The sequence below is a fragment of the Pseudoalteromonas simplex genome (genome assembly GCF_015278155.1).
GTDB lineage: Bacteria > Pseudomonadota > Gammaproteobacteria > Enterobacterales > Alteromonadaceae > Pseudoalteromonas > Pseudoalteromonas simplex.
The window spans coordinates 350,698-366,038 of sequence record NZ_JADILN010000001.1 but is presented as its reverse complement, the minus strand read 5'-3'; the positions used below and the strand labels follow the sequence as shown (position 1 = coordinate 366,038).

Below are 15,341 nucleotides of genomic sequence, written 5' to 3'. Positions count from 1 at the left end.
TCGTCGCCTCTTGATAAAGTGCAGAGATCTCTGCAGCAAAAAATTGATTGATAACATCGCGTTTTGGGCGACTATTGCTGGTTAATAAACCTTGCGTGTGGCTCATAGGCTCTGCCATTCGATGCCATTTTCTGATTTGTGCGTATTCGGGTAGTTGCGCGTTTTGTGCCGTAATATGGGCAGCAAGTTCAGTGTCATTCATCGCTTGGTTTGCATAGATAAGCGCAGCTAAAAATGCCTGGCCTTCGCCAATCACCACCGCTTGTTGTACCTGGCTGTGGCTAAGTAATAACGACTCTGGCCATTCGGCGCTGATATTGCGCCCAAAGCTGGTGATCAGCTGATTTTTCAAGCGGCCTTGTATAATCAAGCGACCTGCTTGCTCAGTAACGAGATCGCCGGTTGCATACCAATCGTCAGCATTTTGCCCGGCTTGACCTAAGTACCCCAAAAACAATGAACCCTTGATATAAAGCTGGCCATTTTCAATTTTGTATTGAATGTGCTTAAGTACTCGCCCTGCGGTGCCGATGTCATCATCATCGCGAGTGTTTAAGCTCACTACCGATGACGATTCAGACAAACCATAGCCTTGATAAACCGGTAAACCGAACTCACGGGCTTGCTTAATAAGCGCTTGGCTTACAACAGCACCACCTACTGCAATAAACTTTAAGCTTTTAGGTGCTTGCCAACCTTGCTTTGCGAAAGCCACTAAGCAAGTCAGTAGTTCAGGCACTAAAATAAGGGTATTTGGCTCAGTGCGCTCAATTGCGGCTACTAATTTGTGTGGCTCAAGTAACTGTGCACCAGAAAAACCAAGTTCAGCTAAAGGCACTAAATTAACCGTGCCACCAGCTAATAGCGGCGCATAAACACCGGCTAAATTCTCAAGCAAAACCGGTAGCGGCAGTAAACACAAATGGTTTGGCTTTTCTAAATCAATGCTTTGATAAAGTGATGTTGCCACCTGCAATTGACTCTCAAGCGATAAACACACGCCTTTCGGTGTGCCTGTTGAGCCTGACGTAAAGGTAATCTTTTGCGTGTTTGAAAAATATGGCACAGGCTGTGTATTACTCAATTGGTAAACATATAAAGGGTAATGCTTACATACATCTACTAACGCCACTAATTTAGCATGCTCACCTTCGTAAGCACGGTCACATACAAATAGCCCTGCTCCGCTATTTTGCAAACCAAACGCTACTTGCTGAGCCGTAAAAAACGTTGGTAGCGGAATGGCCACTCTTTTAAGCTCGCTAAGCGCAGCTTCTAATACACACCAAGCAGGTGTGTTATCTAATTGATAAGCCACACCTTGGGCATCAAATTCTGCCAAAGTAGGTAGTAAACGAGTTACTTGCTCAGTAAATTCTTGTTTAGTTAGTGAGCGCACACCATCGCTTTTGTGGCAAATCATTAAGGTATCGCTATCTTTATGTGATAACTGTGTTAACCAACTCATAACGCCTCCAAAAATACAGCAAGCTCAAGCGATGACTGTAAACACTGCTGTTTGATATTGAATAAAACGGGGGTATTTAAAACACGTTGATGAGCTTCGTTTAGGTCAACCACACAAATGGTTGGTTGATTGTCGTAATAGCTACCCCAGCTTGCTGGATCTTGAAGTGCTTGCGCATTTGCAACACCGATTTCTTTGCAATTTACACCCAGCATTTTTAATAGCGCTCTCACTTTACGGGTTGCACAAAACACTAAATATTTTGCCCCTGCTTGATAGAGTGCTTCGTTCATTAAAACAAAATGTGCCAAGGTGGCTTTTCGATGCGTTGAGCATAAATTACCTAGCTCAAAAATGTGCTCACGCTTGGCACCGACAAAGTGCTCAATAGACGCAGGGAGGTATTGTTCAATAAACAAAGGTTGTGATGCAGAGCGAAGACCTAACGTACATACTTCATCATCAACATTAAGCTCACACAGTAGCGGCATGAACTGCGAAATTTTCGCATCATAAGCTGCAGCAAAACCTTGCTTGATATTACTCTCAAGGCGGTCACGGAATTGACCTCCTTCACGAGAGCAAACAAAAGCCGTCTCTTGAACTTGAGTTTGATGTGATTGTTGAACTGAAAGCATAATTGTTCGCTCCACTTAGATTATGTGTAAAATTTATCGAGCGAAACTTAAATAAAACTTAAGAAAAATTAATTTTTATAAATTTTTTTCAACCTCATGATATTTAATGCTTTTATTTTTATAAAAAACAAAAATGCCAGTCTGCTAGACTGGCATTTTAATGCTAAAATTAACGTTAAACTTAGATTACTTAACGATAGTCATCTCTTTAAGTAGGTTTTGAGCATTATCAACTTTATCCATTACCCACAACATGTATCGTGAATCAACGTGAATTGAGCGATTTAAGTTCTCATCGTAATCCCAATCACCAATAATGCTTTCGTAAACACCATCAAATAATAAACCAACGAGCTCAGCATTACCGTTTAACGTTGGAGAGCCTGAGTTACCACCTGTGGTATCTACGTTCGATAAAAAGTTAACCGGAACAGTATTCATACCGCCGGTATAATCGCCATAAAGCTTTTGCTTAATTAACTCGTTTTGTTTCTCTGGTGAGTTGAATGGTTCAACACCGGTGTTTTTAGCAAGTAGTCCTTCTAACGATGTAAAGGGGGTTGCCACTAAGCCATCTTGCGGTGAATAGCCGCCTACCGTACCGTAAGTTACACGCAGGGTGCTGTTAGCGTCTGCATAAACAGGCTTATTAAGTGCCTTGTTATAAGCAATGATTGCTTCCATTAATGCAGGGCGAGCAGCTTGCTGTTTACCAGCCAGTTCTTTTTTCGCATCTTCAATATCTTTTGTGACCGCAAAAATTGCATGCGCATATTGAATAAATGGATCGCTACTTTGCTTTAACTGAGCAAGGTCAAGATCTGCCATCCATAAACGTTTGCTTTCATCTGCAAGAACCGATTTAGCATACATATCATCAAGCATGGCTTGTTGTTTTTGTTTATCAAAACCGTTTGTTAGACCCAGTGCTTTATCAACCTCTGCAACTCGCTCGTCTTTAGGTAATGCTGCATACTGCTCAATAAAATACAGTAAAATAGCTTTATCTACGGCTTCATCATAACGACGGCTCATGCTTTTTAAACGAGACTCGATACGTGGCATATCACGCTCTTGATAACCGCTTTCGCGCTCAGCATCTGGCTTTTGTTTTTCGTAAGCTAAACGGTATAAACGTCGAGCAGTTGAAATCATTTGTGAGCGGTGTACGTAACCTAACATACGGTCACGCTGGTTATGCTCTTGCGACTGTGCAACTAGCGCAGATAAATCAGCAAGTACCTGTCCGTATTTAGCTTTGCGCTTACTATCTTCATTGATCCACGCGGTGAGATCTTTTTCGAATTGTTGCTTACGGCTATACATTGACCCTTTGTTAAAGCTCTCAATCATTGAACCGTAGTTTTTAATGTAGTTGTTATAACCCGCAATCGTGCTTTCGTAAGCGATACGTGCCTCTGAACCCTCTGGTGCATTTTCTTCGATTAACGAGACATATTTCGAATTATACTTACGCGCTAATGGGTAGGCCGTGTTAAACACATAGTCAACTTCAGGCGAAATACGGTAACGGTTTGTGCTGCCTGGGTAACCGGTCACCATCACAAAATCGCCTTCTTGAACGCCTTTAGCGCTTACTTTTAAAAACGCATCACTTTGGTACGGCACGTTGTCTTCTGAATATTCAGCAGGCTTGCCATCTTTGCCAACATACGCGCGATAGAACGAGAAATCACCTGTGTGGCGCGGCCACATCCAGTTATCTATATCACCGCCGTATTTACCGACGCCCATAGCAGGTGCATACGCTAAACGTACATCTTTAATTTCTAGCGATTTAATAAGGTAATACTCAAGACCACCGTGGAAAGTATACACATTACAGCGGTAGCTTTGGTCTTGCTCACACTCACTAACAAGTGCTTTTTCATTTGCTTGAATAGCATCAAAACGTGCTTTACCGGTTAGCTTTTCAGTACCTTGGTTTACTTTATCAGTTACTTCAACCACTTCCTCGGTTACATAAACACGAGAACCCGGCGCTGCAGGCACTTCTTCGCCTGTTGTTTTAGCTAAAAAGCCATTTTCTAAAATATTATTCTCGGTGGTCGAGTTATATTGAATCGAACCATAGGCACAGTGATGGTTAGTTACAACTAAGCCTTTTGGTGAAACAAACGAAGCAGTACATCCACCAAGGCTAATTACCGCGTTCATCGGGAACTCAGTTAATTTTGAAATTGACTCTACATCAATGCTCAAGCCTTTCGCTTTTAACACTGATTCAAGCTCTGGTAACTGGTGAGGCTGCCACATGCCTTCGTCGGCAACAGCAACATTTGCTACAGCGAGACCCACTGCAGCAGCAATAAATTTAAAACGCATAGTCGTCCTTTATATTATTATGTTTATCATTTTTAGCGCTCGTATCATTATCATTGTGAAAATGAATAGCAATATTTTGCGACCGCTAATGTCAAAATTTGTAAACCATTTTAGGTTCATGAGCCTAACACTTAGACTCATGAGTCTTAATATTTAGATTCATGAACCACGGCATTATGGCCATGTAAGCTTTCTTGGTGTTCAACCTTAAATTGGTAATCAGCAATACCCGGCATGGCTTCGAAACACTGCTTTAATCGCCTTGCTGCATCTTCGCAAAACAGTAAGTTTTTTGCGTTAAGGGCGGCAAATGCTTGCTCATCTTCACGCTTTACGGCGGTTTGTACAGGGGTGCCTATGGCTTGCTCACATACTGTGATAAAGCCGCCAATATCAGGTAGCTTCTCACTACTAAAAGTGACATCAATATAAGCGTAAGAGCGCTGGCTATGAGGAGTTGCAATTGAGCCCTGTTCACTTGCAAGCCAATTGAGTAAAGAGGCTTTATCTATATGCTCATCACTAAATTGCTTATCGACTGCTTCGCTCAAAAGCTGCCTCGATAATGCCGCTGAACACGGGCAGGTACTGCTGTAGGCTATATCAGCTTTTAAGTTGATAGCCATCGACTGCTTCTTAGTTATCGTTAAAACAACAGGGTAAGCATTGTATCCGGCATTGTCGCTAAGGAGTGCTGGTTTTAGCTCGGGTAAATCAAAATGCAGCACCAGTTTTGCGCCTTTACTTAAGCCTTTTTGTGATGCTAAAACGGCTTCCATAAACTCGTTAATACGCTTAGTCGATAAGCTTTGATTAGCCAATAGCTGATTAAGTAATAAATAAAGACGCGACATATGAATGCCTTTAGCATCACTATCAAGGCTAACAAAAATATCGGCTTTGGCATTCAGGTGCACATCAACATGAGGTTGTGCAAGTTTCAAAGGCAATGCTATTTTTTCCATGCCAACCCATTTTAAAGGCGACTGAAAATCTACATTAGAGTGCGAGGTAATATCGGGTAATTGCATATCAACTTCTTTTAACGATTGAATGTTAAGGCCTTAGCGGCCTGCTTGTGCGGGGTTACGTGCTGTCCATCAAAGACACACTCACCATTTATAAAGGTATGTGTTATTCGGTGTGAAAAAGTAGTGCCATTGAAAGGGGTCCATTGGCATAAGTAATGTGTGTTTGTGTGCTCAACGTGCTTTTCTGCGCTTGGGTCAACCAGGACTAAATCTGCAAAATAACCTTCTCTGATAAACCCTCGATCTTCGATAGCAAATCGCTTTGCCACGTTATGCGCTGTTTTTTCAACGACTTGCTCTAGGCTCAACGCACCACGTTTTACCTGCTCAAGTAACGATAGTAATGCATGCTCGACGAGCGGGAGGCCAGCTGGTGCAGCGCTGTATTGTTGCTGCTTTTCTTGCCAAGTATGAGGTGCATGATCGGTGGCAATAATATCAATGCGACCATCGCGTACTGCTGCGAGTAGCGCTTGGCGATCTTGCTCAGATTTTATGGCAGGGTTACATTTAATTTGATTGCCATAGTGTGTGTAATCATCTTGGTTAAACCACAAATGATGCACACAAGCTTCGGCGGTTATGTGTTTTTGCTCTATAGGTGCGTTACTAAATAGCTCTAGCTCTTTTGCTGTTGTAAGGTGTAAAACATGCAGCTGCGAGCCATAGCGTTTTGCCAGCGATACGGCGTACGATGATGATGCGTAACACGCTAACTCATCACGAATTAACGGGTGATGTTCTATTCGTAACTCACCATAGCGTTTTTCTATTCGGCGCTGGTTTTGTTGAATAACCTCCCCTTGCTCGCAATGGGTTGCAATGAGTACTGGGCTTTCCCGAAAAATGGCCTCTAGAGCATGTGGGTGTTCAACCAGTAAATCACCTGTTGATGCTCCCATAAACACTTTAACGCCGCATACATTTTTAGCATCAAGAGCTTTAATTTCATCAAGGTTGTCTGGGGTTGCGCCAAAGTAAAACGCATAATTCGCAGCGCTCGTTTGCGCCGCTATCGCGTATTTATCTGCAAGTGCTTTTGCCGTGGTAGTCGAAGGTGAGACATTGGGCATTTCCATAAAACTTGTAATGCCACCGGCCACTGCAGCGGCAGATTCACTGGCAATCGTGCCTTTGTGAGTAAGGCCTGGCTCTCTAAAATGAACTTGATCGTCGATCATGCCTGGTAATAGCAACAGACCGCTTGCATCAATTACCTCATCATTGGCCTTGGCACTGATATCTTTGGCAATTTCAGCGATTCGATTACCAACAATTCGTACATCGTTTAATTCGCGCTGTCCTTCATTAACAACGCAGGCGTGTTTGATTATGATAGCCATATGACTCCTTGCTTATTCAGCAACATTTGCAACTTATCGTAAAAAAATGCACTCCATGGCAAGATTGATTGCAGACTAAATTGTTACAATATAACATACCACAAAGTTTTTATTTGGACACTGTTATGAGTCAAAAAGATCAATTGGGTCGAGCTATTTAAGCTGTAAAGTTATAAGTGGCTTTCCGATCTTAGAGAATTTTAACGGCTTATCGCAGCCAATAATCACCTTATCGCAACGTATGAGGTCAATTGTAATAAGACACAGTATGCTGGGCTCATTGATCACATGGTGATACCTGCCTCATATAAGTGCTTTTTTGTAGCACTTTTTGTAATTCGTTTTAACCGCTATGCAAATCAAGAGCTTATAAAACGTATGTGCAAGGTTATATCGACACAATTTAATTTTAAAAATGACAAGAGAAAAACTATGAAACACCTAATCGCAACCGCGATCAGTTCTGCGCTGTTACTCACAGCCTGTTCAGAACCGCAAACAACAACATCAACGCCTAAATCAGAGCAATCAGCGCCTGTTGCTGCAAATGAGCAAGCTAACCCACTGTTTGTGAAAAGCGTATTACAATACGAAACGCCTGATTTCAGTGCGATTAAAGATGAACATTTCATGCCGGCATTTAATAAAGGCATGTCTGAGCAAATGGCTGAAGTGCAAGCTATTATCAACAATCCAGCAAAGCCTGATTTTGCCAATACGATTGTTGCGCTTGAGAAAAGTGGTGAGCTATTAACACGCACACGCAGTATTTTTTATAACTTAGCGGGTACGGATTCAAACCCGGCACGTCGTGAATTACAAAAAGAGTTAGCGCCAAAACTAGCGGCTCATAGCGACAACATTTTCTTAAATAAAGCACTTTTTGAGAAAGTAGCGGCTATTCACAGCGAAGCTGACAGCCTTGCCTTAACTGCTGAAGAAAAGCGTTTATTAGACGTTTACTACAAACGTTTTGTGCGTGCTGGTGCAAAATTAAGTGCAGAGCAAAAACAACAAATTCGTGATATCAATACAAAGCACTCGAGCTTAACAACTCAGTTCTCACAAAACTTATTAGCGCTGACTAAAACAAATGTTGTTTTAGTGGATGACAAAGCAGAGCTTGAGGGCTTACCAGCAGGTCAAATTGAGCAGCTTACCAATGCCGCTGCAGAAGCTGGCCATCCAGGCAAATACCTAATTAAGATCACAAACACCACGCGTCAGCCTATTCTGGCAACACTGAAAAACCGCGATTTACGTGAAAAAGTATGGCGTGCATCAGCTGAGCGTGCATTATCGGGCGAAAATAGTAACCGTGATATCGTGGCAGAACTTGCTCACTTACGTGCTCAAAAAGCGAAACTATTAGGTTACGATAGCTGGGCTGATTTTGGTTTAGAGTCGCAAATGGCGAAAAAACCACAAGCTGTATTTGATATGTTTGCGAGTATGATCCCTGCATTAATGCAGAACGTCAACGCTGAGGCCGCTGCAATTCAAGCTAAGATTGATGAGTCAGGTGAGCAATTCAAATTACAGCCATGGGATTGGTTATTCTACGCAGAGCAAGTGCGTAAAGATAAATACAACCTTGACGAAAATGCAGTGAAAGAATATTTCGAGTTCAACCGTGTTTTAGAAGACGGCGTATTCTTCACCATGAACCGTTTATACGGTATCACCTTTAAACCACGTAACGATATTCCGGTTTATCACCCGGATGTAAAAGCCTATGAGTTATTTGATGAAAATGGTAAAAGCTTAGCCATTTTCTTTGCTGACTACTTCGCGCGTGAAGGTAAACGTGGTGGTGCATGGATGACTTCTTTCGTTAAACAATCTGGCCTTAAGGAACAAAAGCCAGTTGTCGTAAACGTAATGAACATTCAAAAAGGCGCGAATGGCGAACCTACGCTTATCAGTTATGATGAAGCAACAACGATCTTCCACGAGCTAGGCCATGGCTTACACGGCATGTTCTCAAACGTGAAGTATCCTACTCTATCTGGCACCTCAGTATCACGCGACTTCGTTGAGTTCCCATCAACATTTGAAGAAGATTGGGCCATGTACCCTGAAGTTATCGCTAACTATGCAAAACACCATAAAACTGGCGAGCCAATTCCTGATGAGCTACTGAAAAAAGTAATTCAATCACGTAGCTTCAACCAAGGTTTTGATACCCTAGAATACGTTGCTGCTGCACTACTTGATATGGAATGGCATTCACTCTCAGCTGATGCTCCTTTACAAGACATTGAAAAGTTTGAGCAACAAGCGCTTGCAAAACATGGAGTTGATGTAGCATTTGTACCACCTCGTTATAAGTCAGCCTTCTTCTCACACTCAATGGGCGGCGGTTACTCAGCGGGTTACTATGCTTATATGTGGAGTGAAATCTTAGCGGCAGACGCCTTTGCCTTTGTTCAAGAGCAAGGCGGTCTAAAACGTGAAATCGGTGATAAATACCGTAAAGAAATTTTAGAAGTCGGTAACTCACGTGACCTAATGGAATCGTACAAAGCATTCCGCGGTCAAGAGCCAGACACATCAGCATTATTAAAACGCCGCGGCCTAAAAGCAACCGTTCAATAGCTGACCTTAAGCTTTAAGCTGTAAGTCAGAAGTGTGGGGTTATCGAGTGTTTATAACCCCACAGCATTCAACCTGTTGACTCTCCACGTAGGTTGGGTAGAGCGCAGCGAAACCCAACATTAAGAAGCTGTCAGCCTTCAGCTATCAGCGGTCAGACGCGCGAAACAAGTTTCACGCCTACGAAAAGGTGCTAGGTTCTGGGCTCTAGGACGCGATGTAAAGTCGCTGCTAACTTTCCCCTCGCTAACTTTACTCTCGCTAACTTATAAACAAAAAAGCCCTTACAGCGAACTGTAAGGGCTTTGTTATCACTATTTAAAAGTCTTATTTACGTTTACGGCGACGGCCGATAAGCGCTAGTGGTGCAAGTAGTAGTGTTAAGAAACCAAAGCTACCGCTACTAGATTTCTTCTCTTCATTACTTTCTTCTTGTTCAGCTTCGTTAGTTACGGCAACAGTGAACTGCTCAGATACAGAGTCTGTACCATCGCTCACTGTTACTTCAAATACTAACTCGTCATCACTTGAGATAGCACCAGGCGTGAAGCCTAGAGTCGCAGTATCAGCACCTGTAAGTGTTGCAGTTGTGCCGCTTAGTTGCGTCCATGCATAGCTTAGTGTGTCATCACTGTTACGGTCTGACGCTGTTGCTGTTAATGTGCCTGAAGCTGACTCAGACACTGTCGCATCACCTGATACCGAAAGTAATGGTAGTGCATTATCACAAGCGAATGTATCACCAGCAATCACGTTTGAGAAGATTGGTGTCGTTACATTGCTCACAGTTACGTTATCAATCCACCAGCCAAAGCTACTAACGGCATTATCAGATGAAATACGGAAACGAAGCTTGGCACGGTTACCGTTTAGTTCAGTTCCGAAACGAATTGTTTCGTAGTTACCATACACATCGTTTTCATCAACATTGTTACCTGTGAAGGTATCGCGATCTTGTAGTGCTTGCGCGTCGTTTTCGATTAGAGGGCCATCGTAACCAACATCAAATGTACCGCCCATTTCAGTAACATCAACCCAGTTACCGCCGTTTACGCTGATTTCTACAACACCACCATCCCACTCGTTTTCGATTAGGTAGAAGTGCCAGAATGAAACTTCAAAGTCACCCGCAAAACCGATATCAAACTCTCTTGATTCGATTGCAACATCAGACTGGAAGTCATTATTATTTAGGTACATGGTTTGCTCGCCAAGACCAAACCCAAAGCTATCAAAAAATGGAACGTAACCACCTTTTGCCATGCTTTGCGTGCCAACGGCTAGGTCATCACCTGTCATTACGTTTTCTTTCCAGTCACGTAATGATGCACCTGCAATTTCCATATCGTCAGCAGTTTGTGAACTAACTGGTGCTTTATCTTCAAAGTCCATGTTCACAAGATAAGATACTTTATCGGTTGCTGCTTCAACAATTTCGTCATCAGCAGACAGTTCAGGGAATGACACTTCGATTTCAAGTGTATCAGCAGTGCCTGCATCATTTAGCGTAAACGTGATAGGCGCGCTTGTTTGTGAAGCATACGGGTTTGTATCGTCGAATGTAATTAAACCATCATTTTCGAACGTTACATCGTGACCACTAACAACTGTTAACTGTGCTTGTGTACCCGTTAGTACTTCACTACCTGTGTTCATGATGCTAACAGTTAATGTGCCTGTTTCACCTTTATCTAGCACGTTATCGTTTGAACAATAACCTAATTCAGCACCGTTGTAGTTTGCATTCATTGCCACATCTTTCAATGTGAAGCTAGCAAGTTTCATTTTGTCTGATTCAACAACACCGGTTAAATCTTCGCTGAAACGCTCTGGTGCTACAGCACCTAAGCCCATACCACGCTTAGCAAATGCACCTAAGATTAGTTTGTAATCTTCTGGGTCTACTGCGTACGCTGCAGCTAAGATAGCATCACGTGCTTCTGTATATAGCGGAGCAACAGGAGTTAGCTTGTAACCAGCAACTAAGTAGTTAGCCATGCGGTTTTGTGCGTCTTCAAAGCCGTGCTCGTTGATAAGTGCTACATAGCTTTCCCAAAGCATAGTTGCCCAAATTTCACCTGCTGCGTGTGGTGAAGCAACACTTGTTGGTGCAATGCCTACATCAGTACCTTCATTTTCAGTAATGTGACGGAAAGACAGCGGGTTTACTTCCATATTAGTTGAATATGGAACACGACGGATACCGTAGTAGAAATCTTCTACGAAAGTACCGCTACCGTAGGCTTTTTGGAACTTGTCGTTACCTGGAATGTTAATGTCATCAGCTTTAGCAATGAACATAAGTGAGTGGAAATCACCCCAACCTTCGCCCATCGCACGGCCTTGGAAGTTGATAAGACCTGATGAGTTACCCACTAAACGGTTACTGATGTAGTGACCCCATTCGTGAGCAATAATACCGTTATCTAGCGTACCGTCTTTTAACGTTGCTTTGTTGAACATGTTCACAGTAACAGTGTCGCCTGCAGCGATACCATCGTAAAGTGCGTGACCGTCAGCATAGTTCAGACCCATGTTAGGAATGATAACGGCATCATCTTCACCGCCCATCGGCGCTGGTTCATCTGTATCAGGGTTGTTGTTTACAACGATTGCACCAATTGCACCCGCTTCTTGAGCGTGTAGTACTTTTGCTGTGAAGTTACAAGAGCCACGATCAACTAGCGCAATTTTGCCAGCAAGTTCAGCTGCATTTGTTGCTGGTTGACAACCATCTGTTACGCTACCAGAATCGGCATCATCGCCATCAACTAGACGAACAACTTCGCCTGCGATATCAGCAAATTGCATTTGACCAAAGCCTGATACTTTAGAAGACTCTAGAAGACCAATTGATTCGTCAGATGTAACAACCACACCAAAATCTACACCCACTTTCGCATCTTTCGAGTTGTATAAATACATTTGCATGCGTGGGCTTGCACCGTCAGCAGGGGTTGCCATATTAGCGTTATTTAAACCGCTATTATCTTGCGCTTGCGCTTCGATAGGGTCGCCTTCTACACCACCACGGCCGTAGTTTGATACTTGCGCAACATTTGATGTTTCGTCAAAACCATGGTCATAGAAGAAATCGTGTAAGAAGTTGTTCATATAGAACAAGTTAACGATAGCTGCTTTACGGTTGTCGTAGCTGTTTGCTACTTGATCAACTTGATAAGGGTAGTCAAATGTGTAATCTGATGTGGTTTCAGCTGTGAAGTCACCTTCTGTAAAACCTTGTGGTGCGATAACATCAGCATAAGCAAATACGTTATTACCTGATGTTGTTGTAGCATCATCAGCAAGCCATGGATCCATCGTGCTTAATTTTTTGTAGTAAGACAGGCTTACAAGTGGTGCATCTAGGATTTCAGTTTCATCAATTTGATCTGGGCCATCAGCTGGGATCACGTCACCGTGTGGACCTTCCCACGGGTAACCATCTTCGTCAGCCCATACACGGTAGTTAAAGTCTGCCGCGTGTGCTTTTAAGTCTTTCTTGAAATAAACTTTGCTGTTTTGCGCACCAATAACGTAGCTGAAGTAATCGCTTTCTAGGCTGTTTTTATCAGCAACTTCTACTTCAACATAGTATGCAGATTGCAGCTCACCCGCTACTTCAAAGAATACTTTCTTAGCACGTGGCTGACCTAATACAACTTTGTCACCACTTTGGTTAGACACAGTATATTTAACATAGTCGCCTTGCTCAGTTGACTTAGTTAACGACACATTGATATCAGCAAGTTCTTTAATTGCACGTTTAATGCTTTGCTCAGCACTTGTGAACTCACCTAGAGGAGCAACTGAACTCGTCACTTTATTTGCGAAATACCCAGAGCCAGCAACTAAATTATGCTCTTTGTCCATAATCAGGTTATATTCACGGTTGAAAACTTCAACGCCGAGTACTTTTTGCTTGTATTTAGCTGTGATTGAGCCAAGTTTTTGCTCAGATAAATCTGTTAATACAGCACTTGAAAAACCTTTTTTCGCAGTGCTAACACCCGTTAAGGCATTTAAATAAAAATCTGCAGCATAGGCATTACGTTGCTCAGGAAGCACCATCGCCATATCAGGTTTAGCTTGACCAACTGCTTTCCATAAGAACGTAGCTTTACCTAACTGCTCATCGAAAATTGATTTGTGACCCGAAACAGTTCTTCGCTCAGCTAATGCACGTTGTTGAGATACTTGGGGGTTGAATTGCACTTGTGAGCTAACGCTTGAAGTATTATAAAAACGAGTTTGTTCGCTTGCCTGTACTTGAGATGATGCCAAAATAGCCGTTACCATAGTAGCAACTGCTGTTACTTTAAATTGTGACATTATTTACGTTCCCTATTGTTATATTTTTATTTTCGGTTAACAATCATAACCAATTCCAATGTACCTAATAGAACAATTAAAAAACAGAATTAATTGTAAAAAAAAGTAACAAAAAAACAGGTGAGGTATGAAAAAAACACTTACAATACAATTCATTATATTGACTTTAGCTCTAATGACTGGCTGTCAAAAAAATGAAATAAGCGAGCAAGATACAGTACAACAACCAACAACCAGTTCACAAAAAGAACAAATCTCAGTTAAAGATGTTAAAAAATCAGTCGAAATCAACAAGCAAAAATTTACGAACGCTTTTAGTAATAATGGCGAAAAAATTACCTTTGATGCACCTACTTTAACCAAGGGCACAGAAGTCTTTAATCACGCAATGCAAGAGCGCGGCATTGCAACGGGTGCAATTTACTTAACGCTAAAAGAAAATAGCTTACCGGTAGAGCTTAGCAGTCAATATGCGCTGAAAAAAATGACCAACAAAAGCTACCGTTACCTTGCAGAAAAAGACACTGATTTACTGCAAGTGCAAAACGCTTTTAAACAAAATGCCAATGTCGATATTGTTGAAATTAAAGTTGATTATTCACCGGTAAAAGAGGTGATGTAGGTTGGGTAGAGCGCAGCGAAACCCAACGTGAAGAAGCTGTCAGCCTGTAGCAGCGGGTTTAGCCCGCGTCATGATGCGCTAGGTTCTAGAAGGAGCTGTCAGACGCGTGAAACAAGTTTCACGCCTACATCAAACCGTAGGCGTCATGCTTGCATGGCGTGTCTAACATTCAACGCCATTTAATCAAGCTAACTCAACATTCAAAAACAACACTTTCGGCTTAAAACTTACAGCTGAAAGCTTTAAGCTGTTTTACCTACTCCACCACAAAATCAAAATAGGTTGCGGGGTATGCTTGCGGTTTGTAAGTAAAATGCCACCATTCCATTGAATAAGGCGCAAAGCCGGCCTCAGTCATCAGGCTTTTTAATTTGTATCGATTGGCTTTTTGCTCTGCACTAATGCGTGGGTCGTCGGTGTTAGAAAGAGTGTCGAACATATCAAATGGTGAGCCCATATCGAGCTCTTCGCCTTTTGCATCAACTAACGTTAAATCAATCGTTGAACCACGGCTGTGACCCGATTTAGCAGCGATGTAATCACCAAGCAGTTTGTCTTTGCCTAAGTTTGGATAAAACTCAGCTTTAGTGCGGGTATCTTCTAAATCGTTAACCCAACGTACAAAGTGATCAACAGCGCGCTGCGGGCGATAACAATCATATATTTTCAAGCTCAGGCCTTGGGTTTGCGCTGCTACTTGCACTTTTTTAAGGGCTGTAGCAGCACTGTTGTGCAATAAACATTTTGGCGCGTTGTAACCATCAACTGGTTTGCCAACAAAGTTGTGATGGCCAAAATAACGAATATCTAACACAGCATTAGGTAGCAAAGCACCAACATCCACAAATTCGCTACGTTTATCATCGCTTGAGTCTGCATAAACATTGCCTGTTAAAATAACAGCAATACTTAACAAGGAAATGGATTTAGTTAAACGAGTCAAAAAAGTGAATGCCATTTTGGTTT

The 15,341-nt window shown here is 42.3% G+C and carries 8 protein-coding genes and 1 pseudogene; 2 read left to right on the top strand and 7 right to left on the bottom strand.

Annotation, left to right across the window (positions count from 1 at the left end; genetic code table 11):
* Positions 1-10 precede the first annotated feature (10 nt).
* The 5 genes and pseudogenes from IRQ78_RS20545 to IRQ78_RS01600 form a co-directional block, all read right to left on the bottom strand.
* Positions 11-1,468, bottom strand: a pseudogene (locus IRQ78_RS20545) (AMP-binding protein); the annotation flags it as partial.
* Entirely contained in the window at positions 1,465-2,106 is a 642-nt protein-coding gene (locus IRQ78_RS01615; RefSeq protein ID WP_194441174.1) for a thermostable hemolysin, read from the bottom strand. The gene IRQ78_RS01615 and the pseudogene IRQ78_RS20545, both read right to left, overlap by 4 nt.
* 186 nt (positions 2,107-2,292) lie before the next feature.
* On the bottom strand, positions 2,293-4,452 hold the full coding sequence (locus tag IRQ78_RS01610; protein WP_194441173.1) for a S46 family peptidase: 2,160 nt from the start codon (positions 4,450-4,452) through the stop codon (positions 2,293-2,295).
* A 146-nt stretch (positions 4,453-4,598) separates the two neighbouring features.
* Positions 4,599-5,483 carry a GTP cyclohydrolase FolE2 gene (folE2, locus tag IRQ78_RS01605; RefSeq protein WP_194441172.1) on the bottom strand — a complete coding sequence of 295 codons (885 nt, stop codon included), beginning with the start codon at positions 5,481-5,483 and terminating at the stop codon, positions 4,599-4,601.
* A gap of 11 nt (positions 5,484-5,494) precedes the next feature.
* Positions 5,495-6,826 carry a dihydroorotase gene (locus tag IRQ78_RS01600; RefSeq protein WP_194441171.1) on the bottom strand — a complete coding sequence of 444 codons (1,332 nt, stop codon included), beginning with the start codon at positions 6,824-6,826 and terminating at the stop codon, positions 5,495-5,497.
* A 432-nt stretch (positions 6,827-7,258) separates the two neighbouring features.
* On the opposite strand from IRQ78_RS01600, the gene IRQ78_RS01595 reads away from it, so the two are divergent.
* Positions 7,259-9,424, top strand: coding sequence for a M3 family metallopeptidase (locus IRQ78_RS01595; protein WP_194441170.1), 2,166 nt, complete (start codon positions 7,259-7,261; stop codon positions 9,422-9,424).
* Positions 9,425-9,748: 324 nt separating this feature from the next.
* On the opposite strand, the gene IRQ78_RS01590 is transcribed toward IRQ78_RS01595, so the two are convergent.
* Positions 9,749-13,753, bottom strand: coding sequence for a rhombosortase-dependent M36 family metallopeptidase (locus IRQ78_RS01590; protein WP_194441169.1), 4,005 nt, complete (start codon positions 13,751-13,753; stop codon positions 9,749-9,751).
* 127 nt (positions 13,754-13,880) lie between these two features.
* On the opposite strand from IRQ78_RS01590, the gene IRQ78_RS01585 reads away from it, so the two are divergent.
* Positions 13,881-14,375 (top strand): hypothetical protein, encoded by a 495-nt coding sequence (locus tag IRQ78_RS01585; RefSeq protein WP_194441168.1) that lies wholly within the window; start codon positions 13,881-13,883, stop codon positions 14,373-14,375.
* Between the two features lie 256 nt (positions 14,376-14,631).
* Here the strand turns inward: IRQ78_RS01585 and IRQ78_RS01580 are convergent, their stop codons facing one another.
* Positions 14,632-15,333: a M15 family metallopeptidase gene (locus tag IRQ78_RS01580; protein WP_138600131.1), complete on the bottom strand. Its 702-nt coding sequence runs from the start codon at positions 15,331-15,333 to the stop codon at positions 14,632-14,634.
* Positions 15,334-15,341: the final 8 nt, after the last annotated feature.

Coding starts and splice junctions, on each gene's coding strand:
- IRQ78_RS01615 (WP_194441174.1), bottom strand. CDS start 2,106: ATGCTTTCAGTTCAACAATCACATCAAACTCAAGTTCAAGAGACGGCT.
- IRQ78_RS01610 (WP_194441173.1), bottom strand. CDS start 4,452: ATGCGTTTTAAATTTATTGCTGCTGCAGTGGGTCTCGCTGTAGCAAAT.
- folE2 (WP_194441172.1), bottom strand. CDS start 5,483: ATGCAATTACCCGATATTACCTCGCACTCTAATGTAGATTTTCAGTCG.
- IRQ78_RS01600 (WP_194441171.1), bottom strand. CDS start 6,826: ATGGCTATCATAATCAAACACGCCTGCGTTGTTAATGAAGGACAGCGC.
- IRQ78_RS01595 (WP_194441170.1), top strand. CDS start 7,259: ATGAAACACCTAATCGCAACCGCGATCAGTTCTGCGCTGTTACTCACA.
- IRQ78_RS01590 (WP_194441169.1), bottom strand. CDS start 13,753: ATGTCACAATTTAAAGTAACAGCAGTTGCTACTATGGTAACGGCTATT.
- IRQ78_RS01585 (WP_194441168.1), top strand. CDS start 13,881: ATGAAAAAAACACTTACAATACAATTCATTATATTGACTTTAGCTCTA.
- IRQ78_RS01580 (WP_138600131.1), bottom strand. CDS start 15,333: ATGGCATTCACTTTTTTGACTCGTTTAACTAAATCCATTTCCTTGTTA.